Below are 22,815 nucleotides of genomic sequence, written 5' to 3' on the forward strand. Positions count from 1 at the left end.
CTGTCATGACCGTCACCGCGTCCGCGTCCGTGCCCCTGCTCGCCGCACGCGCCCGGAACACCGGCGGTTCGCCCGTGCGGGACATCCTGGCGGTGACCGCCCGCCCCGAGGTGATCAACTTCGCGGGCGGGCTGCCCGCACCCGAGCTGTTCGACACCGAGGGGATCGCGGCGGCGTACCGGGCGGTGCTCGACGAGAGACCCGCGCAGGCGCTGCAGTACTCCACCACCGAGGGCGAGCCCGCACTGCGGGCCGCCCTCGCCGCCCGCACCGGGGCCCGCGGCCTGCCCACCACCGCCGACGACCTCCTCGTCACCACCGGCTCCCAGCAGGCCCTGTCCCTGCTCGCCACCGCACTGCTGGAACCCGGCGACACCGTGTTGGTCGAGAGGCCCTGCTACCTCGCCGCCCTCCAGGCCTTCCGGCTCGCCGGAGCCCGGGTGCTGGCCGTCCCCGGCGACGAGCACGGCCTCGACCCCGAGGCGCTGGACTTGCTCGTCGCCCGCGAGCAGCCCAAGCTGCTCTACCTGGTGCCGACCTTCCAGAACCCCACCGGCCGCACCCTGCCCCCGGACCGGCGGGCCGCCGTCGCCCGGGTCGCCGCACGGCGCGGCCTGTGGATCGTCGAGGACGACCCCTACGGCGAGCTGCGCTACGAGGGCGAGCGCGTGCCCTGGATCGCCTCGCTGCCCGGCGCCGAGGACCGCACCGTGCTGCTCGGCAGCTTCTCCAAGGTCATGGCACCCGGCCTGCGCCTCGGCTGGCTGCGCGCCCCCGCCGGGCTGCGCCGCGCCTGCGCGGTGGTCAAGCAGGCCGCCGATCTGCACACCCCCACCGTCAACCAGCTCGCCGCCGCCCGCTATCTCGCCGACCACGACCTGGACGCCCACGTCCGCCGCGTCGCCGGCGTCTACGGCGCCCGTCGCGACGCCATGCTCACCCACCTGCCCGCCGCCCTGCCCGAGGGCTCGGTGTGGACCCGGCCCGAGGGCGGCATGTTCCTGTGGGTGCGGCTGCCCGCCTCGTACGACACCACGGCGCTGCTTCCGCAGGTGGTCCGCGAGGACGTCGCCTACGTCCCCGGCGCCCCCTTCTACGCCGACGGCCCCGACCGCTCCACCCTGCGGCTCTGCTTCGTCACCCAGACCCCGGACGAGATCGCGGAGGGGCTGCGCAGACTCCGGGCCGGTCTCACGGCGTAGCTCGTCCGGAGGGCGAGGCGCCGGGGCGCGGACGGTGCCCTCGACGAAGCACCCGCGGGTGCCCGCCCGGCGGGACGGAAGCGGGCCCGGACCAGCGTGCCGGGGGACCGCCGCGGTCATCGGGGTGCGGAGGGAGCCGCGCGCGCCGAGGGCGCCGGCCACCTCCGGCGGCGGCAACGAGCGGCGGCCTGTCCTCGCCTCGGGGGAGAGGAGGGGCCGCACCCGTATGTCAGCCGTCCGCTGTGGCGGTCAGAGGCGCTCGGGCGTCCGGATGCCCAGCAGCGCCATGCCCTGGCGCAGCGTCGCCGCCGTCACGTCGCACAGGAACAGCCGGTTGGCCACCTGCTCCGGCGACTGGGCCTTCAGCACCGGGCACTTGTCGTAGAAGGCGGTGTACAGCGACGCCAGCTGGTACAGGTAGGCCGCCAGCTTGTGCGGGGCGTACTCGCGGGCCGCCTCCGCCACCGTCTCCGCGAACGCGTCCACATGCAGTCCCAGGGCGCGCTCCGCCTCGTGCAGCGGCAGCTCCGGGTGCGCGGCCGGACGCGCGTCCTCGGGGGCCTTGCGGAGGATCGACCGGATCCGGGCGTAGGCGTACTGCAGATACACCGAGGTGTCGCCGTTCAGCGAGACCATCTGGTCCAGGTCGAACTTGTAGTCCCGGTTCGCCGACGTCGACAGGTCCGCGTACTTCACCGCGCCGATGCCCACCTGCGCCCCGCGCTCGGCGATCTCCTCCTCCGACAGGTCCTGCGCCTTCTCCCGCACGACCGCCGAGGCACGCTCGATCGCCTCGTCCAGCAGGTCCACCAGCCGGACCGTCTCGCCCTCACGGGTCTTGAACGGCTTGCCGTCCTTGCCCAGGACCGTGCCGAACGCCAGCTGGTACGCCTTGACGTCGTCGTTCAGCCAGCCCGCCCGGCGGGCCGTCTCGAACACCATCTTGAAGTGCAGCGACTGGCGGGCGTCCACCACGTAGATCAGGCTGTTCGCCTTCAGGTTGAACACCCGGTCCCGGATCGCCGACAGGTCCGTCGCCGCGTAGCCGAAGCCGCCGTCCGACTTCTGCACGATCAGCGGCACCGGCTTGCCGTCCGGGCCCTTGATGTCGTCGAAGAACACGCACAGCGCGCCCTCCGAGCGCACCGCGACACCCGACTCCTCCAGCAGCCGGCAGGTCTCCGCCAGCATGTCGTTGTAGCCGGACTCGCCGACGATGTCCTCGTCGCGGATCTCCATGTCCAGCTTCTCGAACACGGAGAAGAAGTAGATCTTCGACTCGTCGACGAACTTCTGCCACATCCGAAGCGTGTGCGGGTCGCCCGCCTGGAGGTCCACCACACGGCGCCGGGCCCGGGTCTTGAAGTCCTCGTCGGAGTCGAACAGCTTGCGCGCGGCCTTGTAGAGGCGGTCGAGGTTCGACATCGCCTCCTCGCCGGTGACCTCGGCCTCCTTGTGGTCCAGCTCGTGCGGGTGCTCGTCCAGGTACTGGATGAGCATGCCGAACTGGGTGCCCCAGTCGCCGATGTGGTGGCGGCGGATCACGTTCTCGCCGGTGAACTCCAGCAGTTTCGCCACCGAGTCACCGATCACCGCCGAGCGCAGATGCCCGACGTGCATCTCCTTCGCCACGTTCGGCTGCGCGTAGTCGATCACCGTGGTGCCCGGGTGCTCCGCGTACGGCACACCGAGGCGGCCCGCCTCGTCGGCGTAACGCGCGGCCAGATTCCGGATGATCGCCTCGTCCGCGATCGTGATGTTGAGGAAGCCCGGCCCGGACACCTCGATGTCCTTGATCACATCGCCGGTGGTCACCCGCGCCACCACCTCGGCCGCCAGCTCCCGCGGATTGGCCTTCGCCTTCTTCGCCAGCGCCAGGATGCCGTTGGCCTGGTAGTCCGCCCGGTCGCTTCGTCGCAGCAGCGGGTCCGCGGCCGCCTCGGGCCGGACGGCCGAGATCGCGGACGCGAGCTGCTGCTGGACGGTGTCGCTCAGGGAGGTGACCGAGGCCATAAGTAGGGGTGCCGTTCTCCTCGTGGGGATGGATAGACCCCGTCAGTATCCCACGGGGGGTAAAGCCGTTTTCCCGGGCGCGTGCCGGTCTGGGAGAATGGCCGGGGCGGTACTCGTCAGTACCTTCCATCAGCATCAGATCCCGCCCCAGGAACTCCAGAAAAAGAGGACGTGCCGATCGTGGCTCAGAGCACCGAGACCACCGACTGGGTCTCCCGTTTCGCGGATGAGGTCATCGAGGAGTCGGAGCGCCGGGCCCCGGGCAAACCTGTCGTCGTCGCGTCCGGTCTCTCCCCCTCCGGCCCGATCCACCTCGGCAACCTGCGCGAGGTCATGACCCCGCACCTGGTCGCCGACGAGATCCGCCGCCGCGGGTACCAGGTCCGGCACCTGATCTCCTGGGACGACTACGACCGCTACCGCAAGGTGCCGGCCGGCGTCACCGGGATCGACGAGACCTGGGCCGAGCACATCGGCAAGCCCCTCACCTCCGTCCCCGCCCCCAAGGGCTCCCCCTACCCGAACTGGGCGGAGCACTTCAAGGCCGCGATGATCGAATCGCTGGGCGAGCTGGGCGTCGAGTTCGACGGGATCAGCCAGACCGAGCAGTACACCTCCGGCGCCTACCGCGAGCAGATCCTGCACGCCATGCGGCACCGCAACGAGATCGACGCGATCCTCGACCAGTACCGCACGAAGAAGGCCCCGGCCAAGAAGTCCCAGAAGCCCGTCGACGAGGCCGAACTCGAGGCCGCCGAGGGCTCCGGCGCCGCCACGGAGGACGACGGCAGCTCCGGCTCGGCCGGCTACTTCCCGTACAAGCCGTACTGCGGCAACTGCGAGAAGGACTTCACCACCGTCACCTCCTACGACGACGACTCCACCGAGCTGACCTACGCCTGCACCGCCTGCGGCTTCTCCGAGACCGTCCGGCTCGACGAGTTCAACCGCGGCAAGCTGGTCTGGAAGGTCGACTGGCCCATGCGCTGGGCCTACGAAGGCGTGGTCTTCGAGCCCAGCGGCGTCGACCACTCCTCACCCGGCTCGTCGTACCAGGTCGGCGGACAGATCGTCGGCATCTTCGGCGGCAAGCAGCCCATCGGGCCCATGTACGCCTTCGTCGGCATCAGCGGCATGGCCAAGATGTCCTCCTCGCGCGGCGGCGTCCCCACCCCCGCCGACGCGCTGAAGATCATGGAGCCCCAGCTGCTGCGCTGGCTCTACGCCCGCCGCAAGCCCAACCAGTCCTTCAAGGTCGCCTTCGACCAGGAGATCCAGCGTCTCTACGACGAGTGGGACCGCCTCGAGGCCAAGGTCGCCGACGGCACCGCACTGCCCGCCGACCGCGCCGCACACTCCCGCGCGGTGCGCACCGCCCGCGGCGAGCTGCCGTCCACGCCCCGCAAGCTGCCCTACCGCACCCTCGCCTCCGTCGCCGACATCACCGCCGGCCACGAGGACCAGGCCCTGCGCATCCTCAGCGAGCTCGACCCGTCCCGGCCGCTCACCAGCCTCGACGAGGTCCGCCCCCGCTACGACAAGGCCGAGGCGTGGATCAACACCCACGTCCCCGCCGACCAGCGCACCATCGTCCGCGACGAACCGGACGCCGAACTGCTGAAGTCCCTCGACGAGCGCAGCCGCGAATCCATCCGGCTCCTTCTCGACGGCCTCGCCGAGCACTGGTCCCTCGACGGGCTCACCCACCTCGTCTACGGCGTCCCCAAGGTCCAGGCCGGCTTCTCCGCCGACGCCACGCCCAAGGAGCTGCCGCCGGAGATCAAGACCGCCCAGCGGGCCTTCTTCGCCCTGCTCTACCAGCTCCTCGTCGGCCGCGACACCGGCCCGCGCCTGCCCACCCTGCTGCTCGCCGTGGGCCAGGAGAAGGTGCGGTACCTGCTCGGCGAGTGAGCCACCGCGCTCCGCGTACGCCCACACAACGAGGGGGCGCCCGGAATCCACCGGGCGCCCCCTCCGCGTACTCCTGCGCTCCCGCCGCGGGCCGCCCCGCCTCAGGCGATGTGCTCCTCCGTCAGCTCGGCGTTCAGCCGGTTCGAGAAGCGGTCCATCATGCGCTTGGCCTCCGGACCGTCCAGCGTCACGCCGTAGACCGCCTCGACGTCCGCGGCGAAACCACGCGGCGTCGGCGTCCCGTTGCCGCCCTTCACCGACTCACGGAAGAGCCGGTAGAAGTCCTCCTCCGTCGGCCCCGCGGGCTCCGGCGCGCCCCCGCCCTCACCCAGCTCACGGGTCCGCCCGGGCGACACCGGGATGGGGAAACCGCCCGTCTCCTCCACCCCCGGATCCGGCGCCGGCGGCTCCTCCTGCTCCAGATACTCGTCCGCCTGCCGCTGCTCCTCCGCCCACTGGGCGTACTGCTCAGGGTCATAGGTCGGGTCGTAGTCGCCGTGGTACTCCACACTGCGCGGATCCCGCGCGTGCAGCCACGGATTCTGGTCCATCGCCGGGTCGTACGGCCCGTCCCCGTCGTACTGCGGGCCGGCCTCGAACTGCTGCTGCGGCTCGGCCGCCTGCCGCTCCAGCTCCAGACGCTGCTCACCCGCGGGCGCCGCCGCCTGCTGCGCCGTCCCCATGGCGCCGGCCGCCTCCGGCTGCGGCGCCGGGGGTATCAGCACCGGCTCGATGCCCGCCGCCGCCAGCCCCGCAGGCGCCGTCTCCGCCAGCGGCACCCCGTACTTCGCCAGCCGCAGCGGCATCAGCGCCTCCACCGGCGCCTTGCGGCGCCAGGCCCGGCCGAACCGCGACCGCAGCCGCGCCTGATAGACCAGACGCTCCTGCTCCAGTTTGATCACCTGATCGTAGGAGCGCAGCTCCCACAGCTTCATCCGGCGCCACAGCAGGAACGTCGGAACCGGCGACAGCAGCCACCGGGTCAGCCGCACGCCCTCCATGTGCTTGTCGGCCGTGATGTCCGCGATCCGCCCGATCGCATGCCGGGCCGCCTCCACCGCGACCACGAACAGCACCGGGATCACACCGTGCATCCCGACGCCGAGCGGATCCGGCCACGCCGCCGCACCGTTGAACGCGATCGTCGCCGCCGTCAGCAGCCACGCCGTCTGCCGCAGCAGCGGGAACGGAATGCGGATCCACGTCAGCAGCAGATCCAGCGCCAGCAGCACACAGATGCCGGCGTCGATACCGATGGGGAAGACATAACTGAAGTCGCCGAAGCCCTTCTTCAGGGCCAGCTCACGGACGGCCGCGTACGAACCGGCGAAGCCGATACCGGCGATGATCACGGCACCGGTCACGACCACACCGATGAGAACCCGGTGCATCCGTGTCAGCTGCAGTGGCGCGGCCACCCGTACTCCCCTCCGCATGCCTGTTCTTGCGCGCAACAGAGTGGCACATGTGTGCGGGGGACGGGTGGCCGGTTCTCGTTCGGCGCCGTGATCAGCACGTGCCGGGCAGCTCCGACGACGTGGCCGACGGCTCGGAGGACTACTCCGAGGACTTGCCCGCCCCCGACGACGACTCGGACGACTCCGACGACTTGGATGACTTGGATGACGCGGACGACTCGGACGAGGGCTTCGACGACGACTTGGACGGCGACTTCGACGACGACTTCGAACCGGACGAGCCGTTCGCCTTCGTCACCGCCGCCACCGCCTGCTTCGCCGCCGCCTTCGCGTCCTTCATCAGGTCGTCGGCGTCCGGCGTCTTGTCACCGGCCAGACCGGCACCGTTGTAGTCGAGCGTGACCACCACGTTCTCGACCCGCGCCACCACCGTCTGCTGCTTGAAGGTGCCTTCCTTCTTCTTCAGCTCGTAGCGCACCGCCGTGGCCTCGTCGCCCGTCCCCGCGACCGGCTCCGACTTCACGTCCCTGGCACCCTCGGACCCCTCGGCGGAGCGCACCTGCTTGCCGTAGTACTGCTTCGCCAGCTTGTCACCCGAACCACGCGTGACATCCGACTCGAAACGCAGCAGCGACACATTCAGCCAGCGGAACTGCGAACCCTTCACACCGTTGTTGTCGAGGCTGCTCCAGGAGCAGCTGGCCCGCGACGACACATCGTCCGAGCTGCCCTCCTTGCCCTTCTTCGCCTTCGGCACGAGCTCGTCGAGCATCTTCTCCGACAGCACCTCGCAGGGCTCGGGCAGCGTCTTGAACGCCGCCGCCTGCACCGTCGGCGACGGGCTCTTCGAGGTCGAGACGGTCGCACCCGCGCCCTTGTCCTTGCCCTCGCCGGAGCCGGAGTCCGAGGAGCAGCCGGCGACCAGCATCACGGGGACGGCGGCCGCGCAGACAAGAACCCGGTTCAGGCGCCTGGTCCGCTGATCACGCTGATCTCGCTGTGCTCGTCGCTGCATGGTTCCTTCACTCATGACGCTCGTGTTCCCTGCGGTCGGAACGGGGTCCGAGGGGTCACGGTACGCGGTACGCCACTCGTGTGGTCTTCCTTCGCGGGACTTGCGGACGGCCGTGAAGAGCCCGTGGAGAGCCCTCAGCCGCTCAGCGAACCGGACAGCCCGGAGGCCAGTTTCCGCGCCCTGTCCTGCATTTCCTCGCTGTCCGGCACCACGCCGACCATCGCCGACTGCTCCGCGTACTCGACGGTCACGATCACATTGGACGTGCGGAACGCCACAGTCACCGTGCGCTGCTTGGCCGTCGAACCCGAGCTGCTCAGCTCGTCGGCCAGGTACGCCTCGTCACCCAGGTCCTCAAGAACCCGCGACGGCAGACCGGAGGAGGACGACGAGGGCGACGAGGGAGACGTCCCCGACGACGAACCGGACGAAGGTGGCGACTTGGGCGACTTCGCCCCTTCGCCGTCGCCGTCCTCCTTGTCGTCGCCGCCGGTGCTCGCCGAACCCGACGCCCCGGCCTCCGGCTCCGCCAGATCCGCCTCGGTCAGCAGCCTCGCGAACAGCCGCTCCGCCTCGCTGTCGTCGCTCACCGCGTTGTCGTAGGAGACGACCCGCTCGAAATCCACCCGCAGATGATTGGTGGCCTGCGCCGACTCCACCTTCCAGCGGCAGCCCGCCTTGCGGTCCGTGTCGAAGGTGACCGTCGCCTCACCCGCGTACGCCTTCTCCCGCTGCGCCTCGTCCGGCAACTGCGCGATGCCCGGCAGCAGTTCGTCCAGCAGCTTCTGGTCCACCGCGCCGCAGGGCTCCGGCAGCGCCGCGTACTTGCCCGGCTCCGCCGCCTGCGTCGCGGTGCCCGGCTCGCCCGGGTTGGAGTTGTCCGTCGTGCCTCCGTCGCCGGAGCTGCCGGTGCAGCCGGCCAGCAGCGCCGCGAGGAGTGCGGCGACGCCGGCCGCGTACGCCTTCCGCTGCACGATCGGGCTCCTCTCGACGGTGGACGCGGGCCGGTGCCCGCCGGGCCGGGCGGGGGCCCCGGCTGCTTAATCGCTTGCCGTGCGGGGGCGCCGCCTGCAGACAATGTGTATCGCACGCACTGCCGTGGACGCCGGTCCGTCATCCCTTTTCATCGACCTTGGCGCCGGTTTTGCGTTTCAATCCTTTATGCACGCTTTCGGGGGAATGAGGACGTCATGACGTACGTGGAGATGCCGGGCGCGAAGGTACCCATCCGCATGTGGACCGACCCGGCCACCGTCGAGGAGGGCGCACTCCAGCAGCTCCGCAACGTCTCCACCCTCCCGTGGATCAAGGGCCTCGCCGTCATGCCGGACGTCCACTACGGCAAGGGCGCGACGGTCGGCTCGGTGATCGCGATGCAGGGCGCGGTATGCCCCGCCGCCGTGGGCGTGGACATCGGCTGCGGCATGTCGGCGGTGAAGACGTCCCTGACCGCGAACGACCTCCCCGGCGACCTCTCCCGCCTCCGCTCGAAGATCGAACAGGCGATTCCGGTGGGGCGGGCCATGCACGAGGATCCCGTCGATCCCGGCCGGCTGCACGGTTTCCCGACGGGTGGCTGGGACGACTTCTGGGGGCGTTTCGGCGGAGTCGCGGACGCGGTCAAGTTCCGTGAGGAGCGCGCGGCGAAGCAGATCGGCACGCTCGGCGGGGGCAACCACTTCGTCGAGGTTTGCCTTGATACGTCCGGTTCCGTCTGGCTCATGCTTCACTCCGGATCGCGCAACATCGGCAAGGAGCTTGCCGAGCACCACATCGGCATCGCCCAGAAGCTTCCGCACAACCAGGGCCTGGTCGACCGGGACCTCGCGGTCTTCGTGGCGGACACGCCGCAGATGGCGGCCTACCGCAACGACCTGTTCTGGGCGCAGGAGTACGCCAAGTACAACCGCACGATCATGATGGCGCTCCTGAAGGACGTGATCCGCAAGGAGTTCAAGAAGGCGAAGCCGGTCTTCGAGCCCGAGATCTCCTGCCACCACAACTACGTGGCGGAGGAGCGCTACGAGGGCATGGACCTGCTGGTCACCCGCAAGGGTGCGATCCGCGCGGGCTCCGGCGAGTACGGGATCATCCCGGGCTCGATGGGCACCGGCTCGTACATCGTGAAGGGGCTGGGGAACGAGAAGTCGTTCAACTCGGCGTCCCACGGCGCCGGCCGGCGGATGAGCCGCAACGCGGCCAAGCGGCGCTTCACGGCCAGGGACCTGGCGGAGCAGACCCAGGGCGTGGAGTGCCGCAAGGACTCCGGCGTCGTGGACGAGATCCCGAGCGCCTACAAGCCGATCGAGCAGGTCATCGACCAGCAGCGCGACCTCGTCGAGGTCGTGGCCAAGCTGAAGCAGGTCGTCTGCGTCAAGGGCTGACCGGACGAGAGTGGCCCCCGGCGGTGTCGCCGGGGGCTACTTGGCGTGCATCACCGCGTAGATCATGACGAAGGCGACCACGTGGATGCCGAAGAGGAAGTAGCCCAGGTAGATCCAGACGTAGCGTTCGCGCTTCTTCTCCAGGGCGAGGCGCTTCTGTTCGGCGTCGTCGGTCATGGCTGTTCCCTGTGGACCTTGGTGTTGGATGCCTGGGCGCGGGGGCGGACGACCAGGAGGTCGATGTTGACGTGGCTGGGCCGGGTGACGGCCCAGGTGATGGTGTCGGCGACGTCCTCGGCGGTGAGGGGTTCGGCGACGCCCTCGTAGACCTTGGCGGCCTTCTCCGCGTCGCCGCCGAAGCGGGTGAGGGCGAACTCCTCGGTCCTGACCATGCCGGGGGCGATCTCGATGACGCGGACCGGGCGGCCGACGATCTCCAGGCGGAGGGTCTCGGCGAGGACGTGCTCGGCGTGCTTGGCGGCGACGTAGCCGGCGCCGCCCTCGTAGGTGGCGTGGCCCGCGGTGGAGGAGACCACGACGACGGTGCCGTCGCCGCTGGCGTCCAGCTTGGGGAGCAGCGCCTGGGTGAGGTTGAGGGTGCCGATCACGTTGGTCTCGTACATCCGGCGCCAGTCGTCGGGGTCGCCGGTGGCGACGGGGTCGGCGCCGAGTGCGCCGCCCGCGTTGTTGACGAGGACGCCGATGGTCTTGAAGGCGGTGGCGAACTCGTCGACCGCGGCGCGGTCGGTGACGTCGAGGGGGTAGGCGGTCGCGGAGTGCCCGGCGGCGTTGATCTCCTCGGCGATGGCCTCGATGCGGTCCTTGCGGCGTGCGGTGAGGACGACCCGGTAGCCGGCGGCTGCCAGTCCGCGTGCGGTGGCGGCGCCGATTCCGCTGCTCGCACCGGTGACGACGGCGATGCGGGAGGCTGCGGGCGGTGCGGCGCTGGCCATGTCTGCGGCTCCTCGGGCGGGCTCGGGCGGTGTCGGGGTCGTGCGGCCAGCATAGGCGCGCCCCGGGTGCGGCCTTTGCGCCGGTGTCGTCGGTCGTCCGTCGCCGGGCTGTCCGTTCCCGGGCTGTCCGTACTCGGGCTGTCCGTTCCCGGCTATCCGTTCCTGGGGGCCCACATGATCACGGCCATGCCGGTGAGGCAGATCAGCGCGCCGGTGATGTCCCAGCGGTCGGGGCGGTAGCCGTCGGCGACCACACCCCAGAGGATGGACCCGGCGACGAAGATGCCGCCGTACGCGGCGAGCACGCGGCCGAAGTGGGCGTCGGGCTGGAAGGTGGCGACGAAGCCGTAGGCGCCGAGGGCGAGCACTCCGCCGGCGGCCCACAGCCAGCCGCGGTGCTCGCGTACGCCCTGCCAGACCAGCCAGGCGCCGCCGATCTCGAAGAGGGCGGCGAGGACGAAGAGGGCGGCGGAGCGGAGGATCAGCATGCCGGTCAGCTTCGCACGCGGTTCCGGGGCGGCCGTCGTCTGCCGCCGCCCTTGGTGTCACCTCGTTGGAGGGCGTCCGGAGGGCGCCGCGGCGGGGATACCTTCTGCATGTCGGGAAACGCGCGGTCGCGGCTGCTGGCGGAGCTGTCCGTGGTCGCGCGCCGGTACATCGCCTCGTACGCCCTGTTCAATCAGGCGGTCGCCGATCACCTGGGGCTGCATCCGACCGATCTGCAGTGCCTGAGCCTGCTGACGCTGGAGGGCGGCCCGGTGACGACGGGCCGTGTCGCGGAGCTGACCGGACTGACGACGGGTTCGGCGACCCGCCTGGTGGACCGCCTGGAGCGGGCCGGGTATGTCGAGCGGCGCCGTGACGAGGAGGACCGGCGCCGGGTCCTGGTGGCCCCGGTGCCGGAGCGGGCGGCGGAGTTCGAGCGCGTGTGGGAGCGGCTCGGCGGCTGGCTGGCGCTCTTCGACGATCTCGACGACGAGCAGCTGGCCCTGTTCGTCGAGCACATGCGCCGCACCACGGAGTTCGCCACCCGTCAGGCGGCCCGCCTGCGGGCGGGGGAGGTGCCGTAGCCCTCGCGGGGTGCTAGGCGTTCGCGGCGTCGTAGCGTTCGCGGGACTGGTGGACCTCCTCGATGTGGGTCTCGGCCCAGTCCTTCACGGCGGTCAGGAGGCGGCTGAGGCTCTCGCCGAGCGGGGTGAGGCTGTAGTCGACGCGGACCGGGACGGACGGGGTGACGGTGCGGCTGATCAGGCCGTCGCGTTCCAGGGTGCGCAGGGTCTGGGTGAGCATTTTCGGGCTGACGCCGGCGATCTTGCGGCCGAGTTCGCTGTAGCGCATGGGGCCGGCGGCGAGGGCGGCGACGACCAGGGCGACCCACTTGTCGCTGATGCGGTCGAGGAGCTGGTTGGTGGGGCAGTCGCGCAGGAAGGCGTCGTACTCGATGCGGGCCTGCTGGCGGCGCTGGGCCGCCGTGGTGGTCGGCATGACTCACTCCTCGGGTACATACGCACTCTGCGGTAACTACTTCCTTCTGGATAGTAGCTCTTCCTAGGGTTGCGGTCAGCCGTGGGGCGGCGGACGAACGAACGGGCCGGCTCGCGGCGGACGGACCGACGTGAGGAGTTGTCGTCATGAGTGCAAGGCGTGTCATGCGTGCGGCGGTGGTGACGTCGTTCGGCGGGCCGGAGAGCGTGCGGATCGTGCCGGCCGAGGTGCCGGAGCCGGGGGAGGGGGAGGTGCGCATCAAGGTCGCGGCGGCGGCGCTGAACCCGGTGGACGCGGCGGTGCGTGAAGGCGTGTTCGGTGGCGCCGGGCGCACGCTCGGGCTGGGCTGGGACGTCGCGGGGGTCGTGGACGCGGTGGGTCCGGGGGCCGCGGCCGGCGGGGCCGTCTCGCCGGGTGCGGCGGCCGGATGGGGCGTCGGTGACGAGGTCGTGGCGCTGCAGTACGGGATGATCAAGCCGCTGGGCACGCATGCCGAGTACGTAGTGGTGCCCGCGGGCGCGGTGGCGAGGGCCCCGCGCACGGCCGACGCGGTGCGGGCGGCGACGCTTCCGCTGAACGCGCTGGCCGCGGCCCGGGCGCTGGATCTGCTGGCCCCGGCCCCCGGCTCCTCGCTGCTGGTGACGGGTGCGGCCGGTGCGGTCGGCGGGTACGCCGTGCAGCTCGCCGCGCTGCGCGGGGTGAAGGCCACCGGGCTGGCCCGGCGGGGCGACGAGGAGTCCGTGCGGTCGCTGGGGGCCGCGGACTTCGTCAGCGGTGAGCCCGCGGCCGGTGACTTCGACGCCGTGCTGGACGCGGCGGTGCTCGGCGGGCGGGCGGTGTCCTGGGTCCGGGACGGCGGGGCGTACGCCGGCCTCATTCCGACGGCCGTGCCGGGCGCGGAGCGCGGGGTGCGGGTCTCCGGGGTGGAGGTGGCCGCCGACGGGGCCCGGCTGGCGGAGCTGGTCCGGCTGGTGGAGGAGGGGAGGCTGACGCTGCGGGTCGCCGGGACGTACGCCCTGGACGACGCGGCGGAGGCGCACGCCCGGCTGGCGAGGGGCGGGCTGCGGGGACGGTTGGTGCTGGTGCCGTAGTGCGTGATGTCGATTCCGTGGCTCGCGGGCGGCGGCCGTCCGCGGGAGGCGGCGGGTGGGCCCGGTCGTGTTCGGCGCGGCCGGGTCCCCTTCATGTGCGCGCGGGGCCGCCCGGGGGCGGGGTGGCGGAACAGGGCTGCCGGGTTCGCGGTTCACCCGTATAGTTGAATCATAAACAAATCGGAGGGTGAGCGGGGCGGGTGTGGTCGGCCGGCCACCCGGTAAGAAGGGAGCCGGCCAGTACCGGCGCCCCCGTCCCGCGGAACGGCACTTGGCACACTGGGCACGTGCCGCACACCGTTCTGCTCGCCGAAGACGACCGAGCCATCCGCAACGCTCTGGAGCGCGCCCTGACCCTGGAGGGCTACCGCGTCACCGCCGTCGCCGACGGGGTGGAGGCACTGGCGGAGGCCCACCGCAGCCGGCCCGACGTGCTGGTGCTGGACGTGATGATGCCCGGCATCGACGGGCTCCAGGTGTGCCGGGTGCTGCGCGCCGAGGGCGACCGCACCCCCGTGCTGATGCTGACCGCGCTGGTGGAGACCGCGGACCGGATCGCCGGTCTGGACGCGGGCGCGGACGACTACGTGGTCAAGCCGTTCGACGTGGAGGAGGTGTTCGCCCGGCTGCGCGCCCTGCTCCGGCGGGCCGCCCCCGCCCCCGGGCCGAACGGCACCGGCCCCGTTGCCGCACAGCCGGACACGCCGAACGCCGCCGCGCCGGGCAGGCTGCTGGAGGCGGCCGGGCTGCGCATGGACCCGCAGGCCCGCCGCGCCTGGCGGGGCGAGCGAGAACTGGAGCTGACCCGCACCGAGTTCGAGCTGCTGGAGCTGCTGCTGCGCAACGCGGGTGTCGTCCTGGACCACGCCACCATCTACGACCGCATCTGGGGCTACGACTTCGGCCCCGGCTCCAAGAACCTCGCCGTCTACGTCGGTTACCTGCGCCGCAAGCTCGACCAGCCCGGCGCGCCGCAGCTGATCCACACGGTGCGCGGGGTCGGTTACGTGCTGCGGGAGGACTGAGGTGCGGGTGCCGGGCAGCGCGCGCCCCGCGGGCGGGCGGCGCCGGCTGCGGCTGCTGTCGCTGGGGACCACCTTCGCGGTGGCGTTCGCCTCGGTGACCGCCGTCGTCACCGTGCTGGTCGGCCTGCTCTCCTACAGCGCCGCGGCCCGTCTGGTGCGGGTGGACCAGCAGTCCGTCTTCGACGAGGTGGTGCAGGATCTGCGCCAGGAGGTGCGGGCGAACCGGATGACGCCGGTCGACTTCTCCTCCACCGCCCCCGGCCACGACCTGGTGCGGCCCGCGCGGACCGACGTGCAGGTGCTCGGGCCGGACGGCAGCGTCTTCGACCCGGGCAGCCCCGGCCTGCCGGTCGTCGACGCCGACCGCGAGGTGGCCGGTGCGCGCACCGCGGGGCAGGTGGTGACGCACGCGGAGGTCGACGTCGGCGACGACGTCTACCGGGTCGCCACGGTCGCGCTCGGCGGCAGCCGGGGCGCGGTGCAGGTCGCCCAGGAGTCCAGCGACACCGAGGATCTGCTGCGGGCGCTGCAGCGGCGCACGCTGGTGCTGATGCTGGCGGTGGTGGTCGGCGCCGGGCTGTTCGGCTGGTGGCTGGCCCGGCGGATCACGCGCCGGCTGGTCGTGCTGACCGACACCGCGGAGATCGTCGCCCGCACCCGCCGGCTCGGCATCCAGGTGCCGGTCGCCGGGCACGACGAGGTGGGCCGGCTGGGCCGCGCCTTCGACCGGATGCTGGGCCGGCTCGCCCAGTCCGAGGAGGACCAGCGCCGCCTGGTCCAGGACGCGGGCCACGAACTGCGCACCCCGCTCACCTCGTTGCGCACCAACATCTCGCTGCTGCGCCGCATCGACGAGCTTCCGCCCGGCACCCGGGAGGAACTGGTCGACGACCTCACCCAGGAGGCGCGGGAACTGACCGACCTGGTCAACGAGTTGGTCGACCTCGCGGCCGGCCAGTCGGACAGCGAGCCGCCGCAGCGGCTCGACCTCGCCGAGATCGCCGAGGACGTCGCCGGTCTGGCCCGCCGCCGCAGCGGGCGGGAGATCCTGGTCCGGGCGAGCGGCGACACCACCACCGAGGGCCGGCCCGGCATGCTGACGCGGGCGCTGTCCAACCTGGTCGAGAACGCGGTCAAGTTCGACCGCGACGGCAGCCGGCCGGTGGAGATCGCCGTCGCGGGCCCCGCCCGTCCGGGGACGGTACGGGTGGAGGTGCTGGACCGGGGGCCCGGCATCGCCGAGGACGACCTGCTCCGCGTCTTCGACCGCTTCTACCGCGCCCCCGCCGCCCGCTCCCTCCCCGGCTCCGGCCTCGGCCTCTCCATCGTCCGCGAGGTCGCCCTCGCCCACGGCGGAGCCCCCTACGCCTTCCGGCGCGAGGGCGGCGGCACGGTGATCGGCTTCACGGTGGCGGGAGCGGGCGCGAGCGCGGAGGACTGAGCAGCCGCCCGCTCCCCGGCCTGCCCCGTGCCCCGTTGACCGGCCTCGTGCCCCGTTGACCGGTCCCGTCCCCGCCGCCCGCGCCGCGCGGTACCGGCTCCCGCACGTCCGGCCAGCGGAAGCAACGGAAGAACCGGGAGCAAGGGAACAACGGGGGTCCGCATCCGAACAAACGGGTGCGGTTTTCCGTATGTCTTGAACGGGCCGGAGGCTTTTTGTTATCCCGTCCCGGGCAGTGGCTCTCCTCTTGTGCAGGGCAGGACAGCCCCGGACCGAGAAGGAGAGTGGACGAGCATGGCAGCGAGCGGGGACATGGGCGCGGCGGTCGTCGAGGCGGCGCGCAGCGGTGACCAGCGGGCGCAGGACCAGCTCGTCGCCGGCTGCCTGCCGCTGGTCTACAACATCGTGGGCAGGGCGCTGAACGGTCACCCGGACGTCGACGACGTGGTGCAGGAGACCATGCTGCGCGCCCTGCGCTCGCTCGGCTCACTGGCCGACCCCGCCAAGTTCCGGTCCTGGCTGGTGGCCATCACCATGAACCAGATACGCCACCACTGGCGCGACGGCCGCACCGTACCGGCCGGCCAGGAACTGCACGACGCGCACGACGTCGCCGACCCCGGCGCCGACTTCGTGGACCTGACCATCATCCGGCTCGGACTTCAAGGCCAGCGGCGCGAGGTCGCGGAGGCCACCCGCTGGCTGGACCCGGACGACCAGGCGCTCCTGTCCCTGTGGTGGCTGGAAGCCGCGGGCGAGCTGACCCGCGCGGAGGTGGCCGCGGCGCTGGAGCTGTCGCCGCAGCACACGGCGGTCCGGGTGCAGCGCATGAAGGCCCAGCTGGAGACGGCCCGGCTGGTGGTACGGGCGCTGGCGGCGCAGCCGCGTTGCGTGCTGCTGGACGACGTCGTCGGCATCTGGGACGGCACCCCGTCCGCCCTGTGGCGCAAGCGGATCGCCCGCCATGCCCGGGACTGCACCCGCTGCGCCGGTTTCCAGGCCGACCTGGCCCCGGCGGAGGGTCTGCTGGTCGGCCTGGGGCTGGTGCCGGTCGCGGGCCTGCTCGGCGGGGCGCTGGCCGGTTTCGCGGGTGGTGCGGCGGATGCGGCACCGATGGCGTTCGCGGCGGACGCCGGGGCGAGCCGGCCGGCGTTCACCACGGACGCGGGGGCGACCCAGCCGATACCGGCGGCCGGCGGGGGACCGGGGTACGGCGACCACGGCTTCCCCGGCGGTCCCGTCGACGTCGATGCGCCCACGACGGCCGTCCCGCGCGCGCACGGCGCGCCCGGGCCCGAGGCGCCGACGCCCGCCGCCGGGATCGGTGCCGGCGCCGGCCCGCGCACCAGCCGCCGGGCCCGGACCCGGCAGCGCAGGCGGCGGAACCGGACCGTGGCAGCCGCCGCCGTCGCGCTGCTCGTCGCCGGCGGGACCGTCGGCGGCATCACGATCCTCACCCCGGAGGACAAGGACGGCACCACCGTGCAGTCGGCGCCCGAGGGCGTCGAACCGTCCGCCACGTCCGGCACCGATACGGTGACGCCCTCGCCCTCGCCCTCCGCCTCGCCCTCCGCCGGCCCGTCCCGCAAGCCGTCGGTCTCGGCGTCCCCGAAGCCCAGCACGTCCCCCAGGAAGACGACGGTCGCTCGCGCCACCCAGCCGGAACGCACCAGGACCGCGCAGCAGCAGCCGCGGAAGAAGCCGTCGACCACCGCGCAGGCGGCCCCCGCAGGCTCACCCGCCGCGCAGGTCCTCGCGCTCACCAACGCCGAGCGCAGCAAGGCCGGTTGTGGTCCGGTGACCGCCGACAGCCGCCTCGCCAAGGCCGCCCAGCTGCACAGCGAGGACATGTCGGCCAACAACTACTTCAGCCACACCAGCCAGGACGGCCGCTCCTTCGTCGACCGCGCCAAGGCCCAGGGCTACCCGAGCCCCGGCGCCGAGAACATCGCCAAGGGCCAGAGTTCCGCCGCGGCGGTCATGGACGCCTGGATGAACTCCCCCGGCCACCGCGCGAACATCCTCAACTGCGACCTCAAGACCATGGGGGTCGGCGTCACCACCGACGACTGGACCTGGACCCAGGTCTTCGGCTTCTGAACCCCCGGGTGACGGGTCTCGGAGTCGGCCGCGCTCAGCGGCTGCCCGCTCGGCACGGTCCTTTCCCGCGCCGCCCGTGCCCGCTCGGCCCTGATCACGTCCCGGCACGAGACGGAGCGGGGGGAGCCCCGGGGAGCGGGCGTGGCCGCCTGACCGGCGGCGTACCCGGAGTCACCACGACTCGGAGTCGTCCACCCCCTCCCGTGCGGGCCGGGCCGGAGCAGCCCGGCCCGCACGGCCGTCCTCCTCCGCCCTCTCCGGTCTCCGGGCACCCGCCCGCACCCGCGTCGCCAGCAGCGGCAGCACGAGCACGGAGATCATCGCCGCCCCCACCAGCGAGGCCGCCTCGTCCGTGGCGAGCAGCTTCTGGTCCACCCCGATGGTGGTGATCGCGACGACGAGCGGCAGACACGTGGAGGCGAACAGCGCCAGCGCAGCACGGTCCCTGCGGCCCAGGTCCCTCGGCGCGAGCAGGAACACCGGCCCGCCCCGCACCAGCACCACCAGCAGCAGGAACACCGGCACGAGCAGCAGCGCCTCCGGATCGTGGAGCAGCGCGTGCAGATCGAACTCGATACCGGTGACGACGTAGAAGAGGGGCACCAGGAAGCCGAACCCCATCGCCTCCACCTTGCTCAGCACCACCCCGCCCGCCGCGGGCACCGCCCGCTGCAGGATGATCCGGGTCAGCACCCCGGCGGCGAACGCGCCGAGCAGCACATCGAGGCCGAACACCTCGGCGAGGCCCAGCATGCAGGCCAGCAGCAGCATCACGAACCGGACCGCGAACTGGGCGCTGCTGTGCAGGGTCCGCTCGGCCAGCCGCCCGAACCAGGGCGGCCGGGGCCGCAGCGCCCACAGCACCGCGAGGCCCGTGATCACGCCGAACGCCACCAGCAGCGCCGCGGACTCGGCGGGCCGGCGCCCGCTGAGCAGCAGCGTCACCGCCACCACGGGGCCGAACTCCCCGACCGCCCCGAACGCGGACATCACCGTCCCGAAGCGGCCCTTCAGTTCGCCGCTGTCGCGCAGCATCGGCAGGACCGTGCCGAGCGCCGTGCTGGTCAGGGCGGTGCCGACGACCAGTGCCTGGAGCACGTCCTCGCCGCTGACGAGGAAGGCCAGCCCGATCCCCAGGCCCAGCGAGACCAGCCACGCCCACAGCGAACGGCGCAGGGTGTCGCCGCGCACCGCCGCGAAGTCGATCTCGTAGCCGGCGAGGAAGATCAGCATCGACAGTCCGAGATCGGCGAGCGTGTCGACCACCTCGGTGCTGTGCGCCCAGCCGAGCACGTCCGGCCCGATCAGCACGCCCAGCACGATCTCGAAGATGACCAGCGGGATCCGCACCCACCGCCCGGCCGCGAACACCAGCAGCGGGGCGAGGACGGCCGCGCCCATGATCAGGACGAGGGTGCCCGGATGGCTCATGACCCGATCCGGAGCATCGCATCTCCCTCGCACCACCCGACCTGCCGCCACTGTCACCCACCCCCCGGTCCCGGGCCACCGGACGGCAGCCGACGGAGGGACCGGAGGGGCGAGCCGGCACGAGGTCGTACCACCGCATCCGCCGATCGGCTGATGCCGCTTCGAGCGTGATGGGCGATGCGGCGGGCGCCGCCCGTGCGCGAGGCTCGTCGCATGACCACGGCGAGCAGCAGGGCGACCGCCTCCGGGCCGGTCGTCGAAGTCAGCGGCCTGCGCAAGTCCTACGGCGGGCGGACCGTCGTCGACGGCGTCTCCTTCGCCGTCGAGGAGGGCGAGATCTTCGGCATCCTCGGCCCGAACGGCGCCGGCAAGACCACCACCGTCGAGTGCGTGGAGGGCCTGCGCCTCCCCGACGCGGGCCGCATCCGGGTCGCCGGGCTCGACCCGGTCGCCGACCACGAGGCGGTGACCCGGGTCCTCGGTGCCCAGCTGCAGGAGAGCGAGCTGCAGCCGAAACTCACCGTGCGCGAGGCGCTGGAGCTGTACGCCGCCCTGTACCCGGCCCCCGCCGACTGGCGTCCGCTCGCCGAACGCCTCGGCCTCGCCGGTCAGCTCGGCACCCGGTTCGCCAAGCTCAGCGGTGGCCAGAAGCAGCGCCTGTTCATCGCGCTCGCCCTGGTCGGCGACCCCAGGATCGTGGTGCTCGACGAGCTGACGACCGGGCTCGACCCGCGCGCCCGCCGCGACACCTGGCAGCTCATCGAGGACGTCCGCGCCCGCGGCGTCACCGTTCTCCTCGTCACGCACTTCATGGAGGAGGCGCAGCGGCTGTGCGACCGGATCGCCCTGATCGACAACGGGCGGATCGCCGCGCTCGACACACCCCGCGGGCTGATCGGCCGGGCGGCGGGCTCCACCGTCATCTCGTTCACGCCGTCGGAACCGCTCGACGACGAGGAGGTGGCCGCGCTGCCCGCGCTCGCCTCCGTGGAGCACAAGGACGGCCGGATCACGCTGGCCGGCACGGACGAGACCGTCAACGCGGTCATCTCGCTCCTCGCCCGGCGCCGGATCGCCGCGCACCAGCTCCGCGTCACCGACGCCACGCTCGACGACGCCTTCCTCGACCTGACGACGGCCTGACGACGGCCTGACGCCCGAGACGCCGCACTCGGAACACCCGGACGGAGCCGGAACATGACCACGACTCAGACGGGCGCCCGCGGGGGCGCCTCCCCGCGCAACGCCGTGCTGTGTGCCGAGGCCCGGCTCTTCCGCAGGGAACCCGGCAACCTCTTCTGGATCCTGGTGTTCCCGCCCCTGCTGCTGGCGATCCTCGGCTGCATCCCGCCGTTCCGGAAGGTCAGCGAGGACCTGGGCGGCATCCGGCTCATCGACACCTATGTGCCCGTGACCGTGCTGGTCGCCCTGATCGTGGCCGGAGTGCAGGCGATGCCGCCCGTCGTCACCGGCTACCGGGAGCGCGGCATCCTGCGCCGGATGTCGGCGACCCCGGTGCGCCCGTCGGCCCTGCTGTCCGCGCAGATGGCCCTGCACGGCGCCGCGGGACTGGTGTCGGCGCTGCTGTCGCTCGCGGTGGGCCGCCTCGCCTTCGGCGTACGGCTGCCGCAGCAGCCGTTCGGCTATGTCCTCGCCCTGCTGCTGGCGGTCGCCGCCGCGCTGGCCATGGGGGCCCTGGTGGCGGCGCGTGCCCGGACCGCGAAGATCGCGGCCGCGGTCGGCTCCGCGGTGTTCTTCCCGAGCATGTTCTGCGCCGGCGTCTGGGTGCCCGTGGCGGCCATGCCGGACGTGCTCGCCCGCGTCGTCGGGTTCACCCCGTTCGGAGCGGCGGCCCGCGCCCTCGACCAGGCGGCCGCGGGCGACTGGCCGTCGCTGTCCCACCTCGCCGTGCTCACCGCCTGGGCGGTGCTGCTGACGGCGGTGGCGAGCCGCTGGTTCCGGTGGGAGTAGGAAGGCTTCCGTGCAGACTGGGGGGATGACGGCGGCGGACACGGACATCGAGCGGCGCTGGGAGCTGTTCCGCAGGTGGGGGCCGTACGGACTGCTCGGCGGCGGCACGCTCCTGGCGGCGGCCACCGCCCCCGAGCTGACGCCGAGCGCGGGTGAACGGTACACGGCGGCGGTCCTGGTGCCCGCGGCCCTCCTGCTGCAGCTGTACTGGGGCCGGGCCGGCCGCTCCCGTCCCGGGCCGACGCCCGCCGGAGCGGTGTACTACACCCTGCGCTGGGCGCTCGGCTTCGCGCTCACCTGGCTGAACCCCTTCTTCGCGTTCTACGCCGTCACCGGCTACTTCGACGCCGACAAGCTGATCCCCGGCGGGAGGCGGTGGCAGCGGGCCGGACCGTTCGCCTGCTCGGTGGCCGTGGCCGGTTCGCAGGCCGGCGGGATGCCGTTCCGCAGCGGCGCGCAGTGGGCCCTGTTCGCCGGGCTGCTGGTCGCCAACAACGTGCTGCTCACCGTGATCAGCAACCTCTCCGCGCAGGAGGAGAAACGCTCCCGCGCCCGCGCCGCCACCATCGCCGAGCTCGAACGCACCAACGCCGCCCTCCAGCAGGCCCTCGACGAGAACGCCGCCCTGCACGCCCAGCTCCTGGTGCAGGCGAGAGAAGCGGGCATCGCCGACGAACGCAGACGGCTGGCCGCGGAGATCCACGACACCATCGCCCAGGGCCTGACCGGCATCATCGCCCAGCTGCAGGTCGTCGCGGGCACACCGGACCCGGCGACCGCCCACGAGCATGTGCGGCGCGCCGCCGACCTCGCCCGGCACAGCCTCGGCGAGGCCCGCCGCGCCGTGCAGAACCTCGCGCCCGTGGCCCTGACCCACGACGGACTGCCCCAGGCCCTGGAGAAGCTGGTCGCCCAGTGGTCCGATCAGAACGGTGTACGGGCCGAGTTCACGCTCACCGGCACCGAGGAGTCCCTGCACGCCGAGGTGTCGGCGACGCTGCTGCGCATCACCCAGGAGGCCCTGGCCAACGCCGCCCGGCACGCGTCCGCCTCGCGCGTCGGCGTCACGCTCAGCTTCATGGGTGACGAGGTCACCCTGGACGTGCGCGACGACGGCCGGGGCTTCGACCCGCTGACGCTGCCCGAGCGCACCGGCACCGGCGGCTTCGGCCTCGACGGCATGCGCGCCCGCGCCGAACGCATCGCCGGCTCGCTGACCGTCGAGTCCGAACCGGGGTACGGCACGGCGGTGTCGGCTCGCGTACCGTTGGTGCGCCATGACCGATGACGTGACCGGTGACGAGGGTGCCGCCGCTCCCGAGGACCCCGCTCCCGGGGACCGCGTCCCCGAGGACGGCGTGCCCGAGCACCGCGT

The 22,815-nt window shown here is 72.5% G+C and carries 20 protein-coding genes; 11 read left to right on the forward strand and 9 right to left on the reverse strand.

Features of this window, described 5'->3' with window-relative positions; all coding sequences use genetic code 11:
• Positions 1–5: 5 nt before the first annotated feature.
• Positions 6–1,202 (forward strand): aminotransferase-like domain-containing protein, encoded by a 1,197-nt coding sequence (locus HCJ93_RS03160; RefSeq protein ID WP_167990865.1) that lies wholly within the window; start codon positions 6–8, stop codon positions 1,200–1,202.
• Between the two features lie 249 nt (positions 1,203–1,451).
• Here the strand turns inward: HCJ93_RS03160 and argS are convergent, their stop codons facing one another.
• The gene (gene argS, locus HCJ93_RS03165; protein WP_167990866.1) at positions 1,452–3,215 is read right to left on the reverse strand and encodes an arginine--tRNA ligase; all 1,764 of its coding nucleotides are present in this window, start codon (positions 3,213–3,215) and stop codon (positions 1,452–1,454) included.
• 171 nt (positions 3,216–3,386) lie between these two features.
• On the opposite strand from argS, the gene lysS reads away from it, so the two are divergent.
• A complete protein-coding gene (gene lysS / locus HCJ93_RS03170) occupies positions 3,387–5,126 on the forward strand; it encodes a lysine--tRNA ligase (RefSeq protein ID WP_167990867.1) in 1,740 nt (579 codons plus the stop codon).
• Positions 5,127–5,227: 101 nt separating this feature from the next.
• On the opposite strand, the gene HCJ93_RS03175 is transcribed toward lysS, so the two are convergent.
• From HCJ93_RS03175 to HCJ93_RS03185, 3 genes are all read right to left on the reverse strand, one after another.
• The gene (locus tag HCJ93_RS03175) at positions 5,228–6,544 is read right to left on the reverse strand and encodes a DUF2637 domain-containing protein (RefSeq protein ID WP_167990868.1); all 1,317 of its coding nucleotides are present in this window, start codon (positions 6,542–6,544) and stop codon (positions 5,228–5,230) included.
• Positions 6,545–6,683: 139 nt separating this feature from the next.
• On the reverse strand, positions 6,684–7,574 hold the full coding sequence (locus HCJ93_RS03180; protein WP_167990869.1) for a DUF3558 family protein: 891 nt from the start codon (positions 7,572–7,574) through the stop codon (positions 6,684–6,686).
• A 119-nt stretch (positions 7,575–7,693) separates the two neighbouring features.
• Complete coding sequence (locus HCJ93_RS03185; protein WP_167990870.1) at positions 7,694–8,533, reverse strand: DUF3558 domain-containing protein; 840 nt, start codon at positions 8,531–8,533, stop codon at positions 7,694–7,696.
• Positions 8,534–8,749: 216 nt separating this feature from the next.
• Between HCJ93_RS03185 and HCJ93_RS03190 the strand changes: the two genes are divergently transcribed.
• A complete protein-coding gene (locus tag HCJ93_RS03190; protein WP_167990871.1) occupies positions 8,750–9,943 on the forward strand; it encodes an RtcB family protein in 1,194 nt (397 codons plus the stop codon).
• A gap of 36 nt (positions 9,944–9,979) precedes the next feature.
• Here the strand turns inward: HCJ93_RS03190 and HCJ93_RS03195 are convergent, their stop codons facing one another.
• From HCJ93_RS03195 to HCJ93_RS03205, 3 genes are all read right to left on the reverse strand, one after another.
• The gene (locus HCJ93_RS03195) at positions 9,980–10,120 is read right to left on the reverse strand and encodes a hypothetical protein (protein ID WP_167990872.1); all 141 of its coding nucleotides are present in this window, start codon (positions 10,118–10,120) and stop codon (positions 9,980–9,982) included.
• A complete protein-coding gene (locus tag HCJ93_RS03200) occupies positions 10,117–10,896 on the reverse strand; it encodes an SDR family NAD(P)-dependent oxidoreductase (RefSeq protein ID WP_167990873.1) in 780 nt (259 codons plus the stop codon). Before HCJ93_RS03200 ends, HCJ93_RS03195 begins: the two co-directional genes overlap by 4 nt.
• Positions 10,897–11,048: 152 nt before the next feature.
• Complete coding sequence (locus HCJ93_RS03205) at positions 11,049–11,384, reverse strand: YnfA family protein (RefSeq protein ID WP_167990875.1); 336 nt, start codon at positions 11,382–11,384, stop codon at positions 11,049–11,051.
• Between the two features lie 108 nt (positions 11,385–11,492).
• On the opposite strand from HCJ93_RS03205, the gene HCJ93_RS03210 reads away from it, so the two are divergent.
• Complete coding sequence (locus HCJ93_RS03210) at positions 11,493–11,966, forward strand: MarR family winged helix-turn-helix transcriptional regulator (RefSeq protein ID WP_167990877.1); 474 nt, start codon at positions 11,493–11,495, stop codon at positions 11,964–11,966.
• A gap of 13 nt (positions 11,967–11,979) precedes the next feature.
• Here HCJ93_RS03210 and HCJ93_RS03215 read toward each other — a convergent pair whose 3' ends face one another.
• Positions 11,980–12,381: a winged helix-turn-helix transcriptional regulator gene (locus HCJ93_RS03215; protein ID WP_167990879.1), complete on the reverse strand. Its 402-nt coding sequence runs from the start codon at positions 12,379–12,381 to the stop codon at positions 11,980–11,982.
• Between the two features lie 164 nt (positions 12,382–12,545).
• On the opposite strand from HCJ93_RS03215, the gene HCJ93_RS03220 reads away from it, so the two are divergent.
• The 4 genes from HCJ93_RS03220 to HCJ93_RS03235 all read left to right on the forward strand — a co-directional run bounded on the left by HCJ93_RS03220 (position 12,546) and on the right by HCJ93_RS03235 (position 18,038).
• On the forward strand, positions 12,546–13,472 hold the full coding sequence (locus HCJ93_RS03220) for a zinc-binding dehydrogenase (protein ID WP_167991199.1): 927 nt from the start codon (positions 12,546–12,548) through the stop codon (positions 13,470–13,472).
• Positions 13,473–13,759: 287 nt separating this feature from the next.
• Positions 13,760–14,497: a response regulator transcription factor gene (locus HCJ93_RS03225; protein WP_167990880.1), complete on the forward strand. Its 738-nt coding sequence runs from the start codon at positions 13,760–13,762 to the stop codon at positions 14,495–14,497.
• 1 nt (position 14,498) lies between these two features.
• Positions 14,499–15,938, forward strand: coding sequence for a HAMP domain-containing sensor histidine kinase (locus tag HCJ93_RS03230; protein WP_167990882.1), 1,440 nt, complete (start codon positions 14,499–14,501; stop codon positions 15,936–15,938).
• 294 nt (positions 15,939–16,232) lie between these two features.
• On the forward strand, positions 16,233–18,038 hold the full coding sequence (locus tag HCJ93_RS03235; protein WP_167990884.1) for a sigma-70 family RNA polymerase sigma factor: 1,806 nt from the start codon (positions 16,233–16,235) through the stop codon (positions 18,036–18,038).
• A gap of 171 nt (positions 18,039–18,209) precedes the next feature.
• Here HCJ93_RS03235 and HCJ93_RS03240 read toward each other — a convergent pair whose 3' ends face one another.
• Entirely contained in the window at positions 18,210–19,469 is a 1,260-nt protein-coding gene (locus HCJ93_RS03240; protein ID WP_167990885.1) for a cation:proton antiporter, read from the reverse strand.
• A gap of 213 nt (positions 19,470–19,682) precedes the next feature.
• Between HCJ93_RS03240 and HCJ93_RS03245 the strand changes: the two genes are divergently transcribed.
• The 3 genes from HCJ93_RS03245 to HCJ93_RS03255 are packed head-to-tail and all read left to right on the forward strand — an operon-like array spanning position 19,683 to position 22,728.
• On the forward strand, positions 19,683–20,612 hold the full coding sequence (locus HCJ93_RS03245; protein ID WP_167990887.1) for an ABC transporter ATP-binding protein: 930 nt from the start codon (positions 19,683–19,685) through the stop codon (positions 20,610–20,612).
• A gap of 54 nt (positions 20,613–20,666) precedes the next feature.
• Positions 20,667–21,440, forward strand: coding sequence for an ABC transporter permease (locus HCJ93_RS03250; protein WP_167990889.1), 774 nt, complete (start codon positions 20,667–20,669; stop codon positions 21,438–21,440).
• A gap of 25 nt (positions 21,441–21,465) precedes the next feature.
• Positions 21,466–22,728 (forward strand): sensor histidine kinase, encoded by a 1,263-nt coding sequence (locus HCJ93_RS03255; protein WP_167990891.1) that lies wholly within the window; start codon positions 21,466–21,468, stop codon positions 22,726–22,728.
• Positions 22,729–22,815 lie beyond the last annotated feature (87 nt).

This window comes from Streptomyces composti (genome assembly GCF_012034205.1).
Lineage (GTDB): Bacteria > Actinomycetota > Actinomycetes > Streptomycetales > Streptomycetaceae > Streptomyces > Streptomyces composti.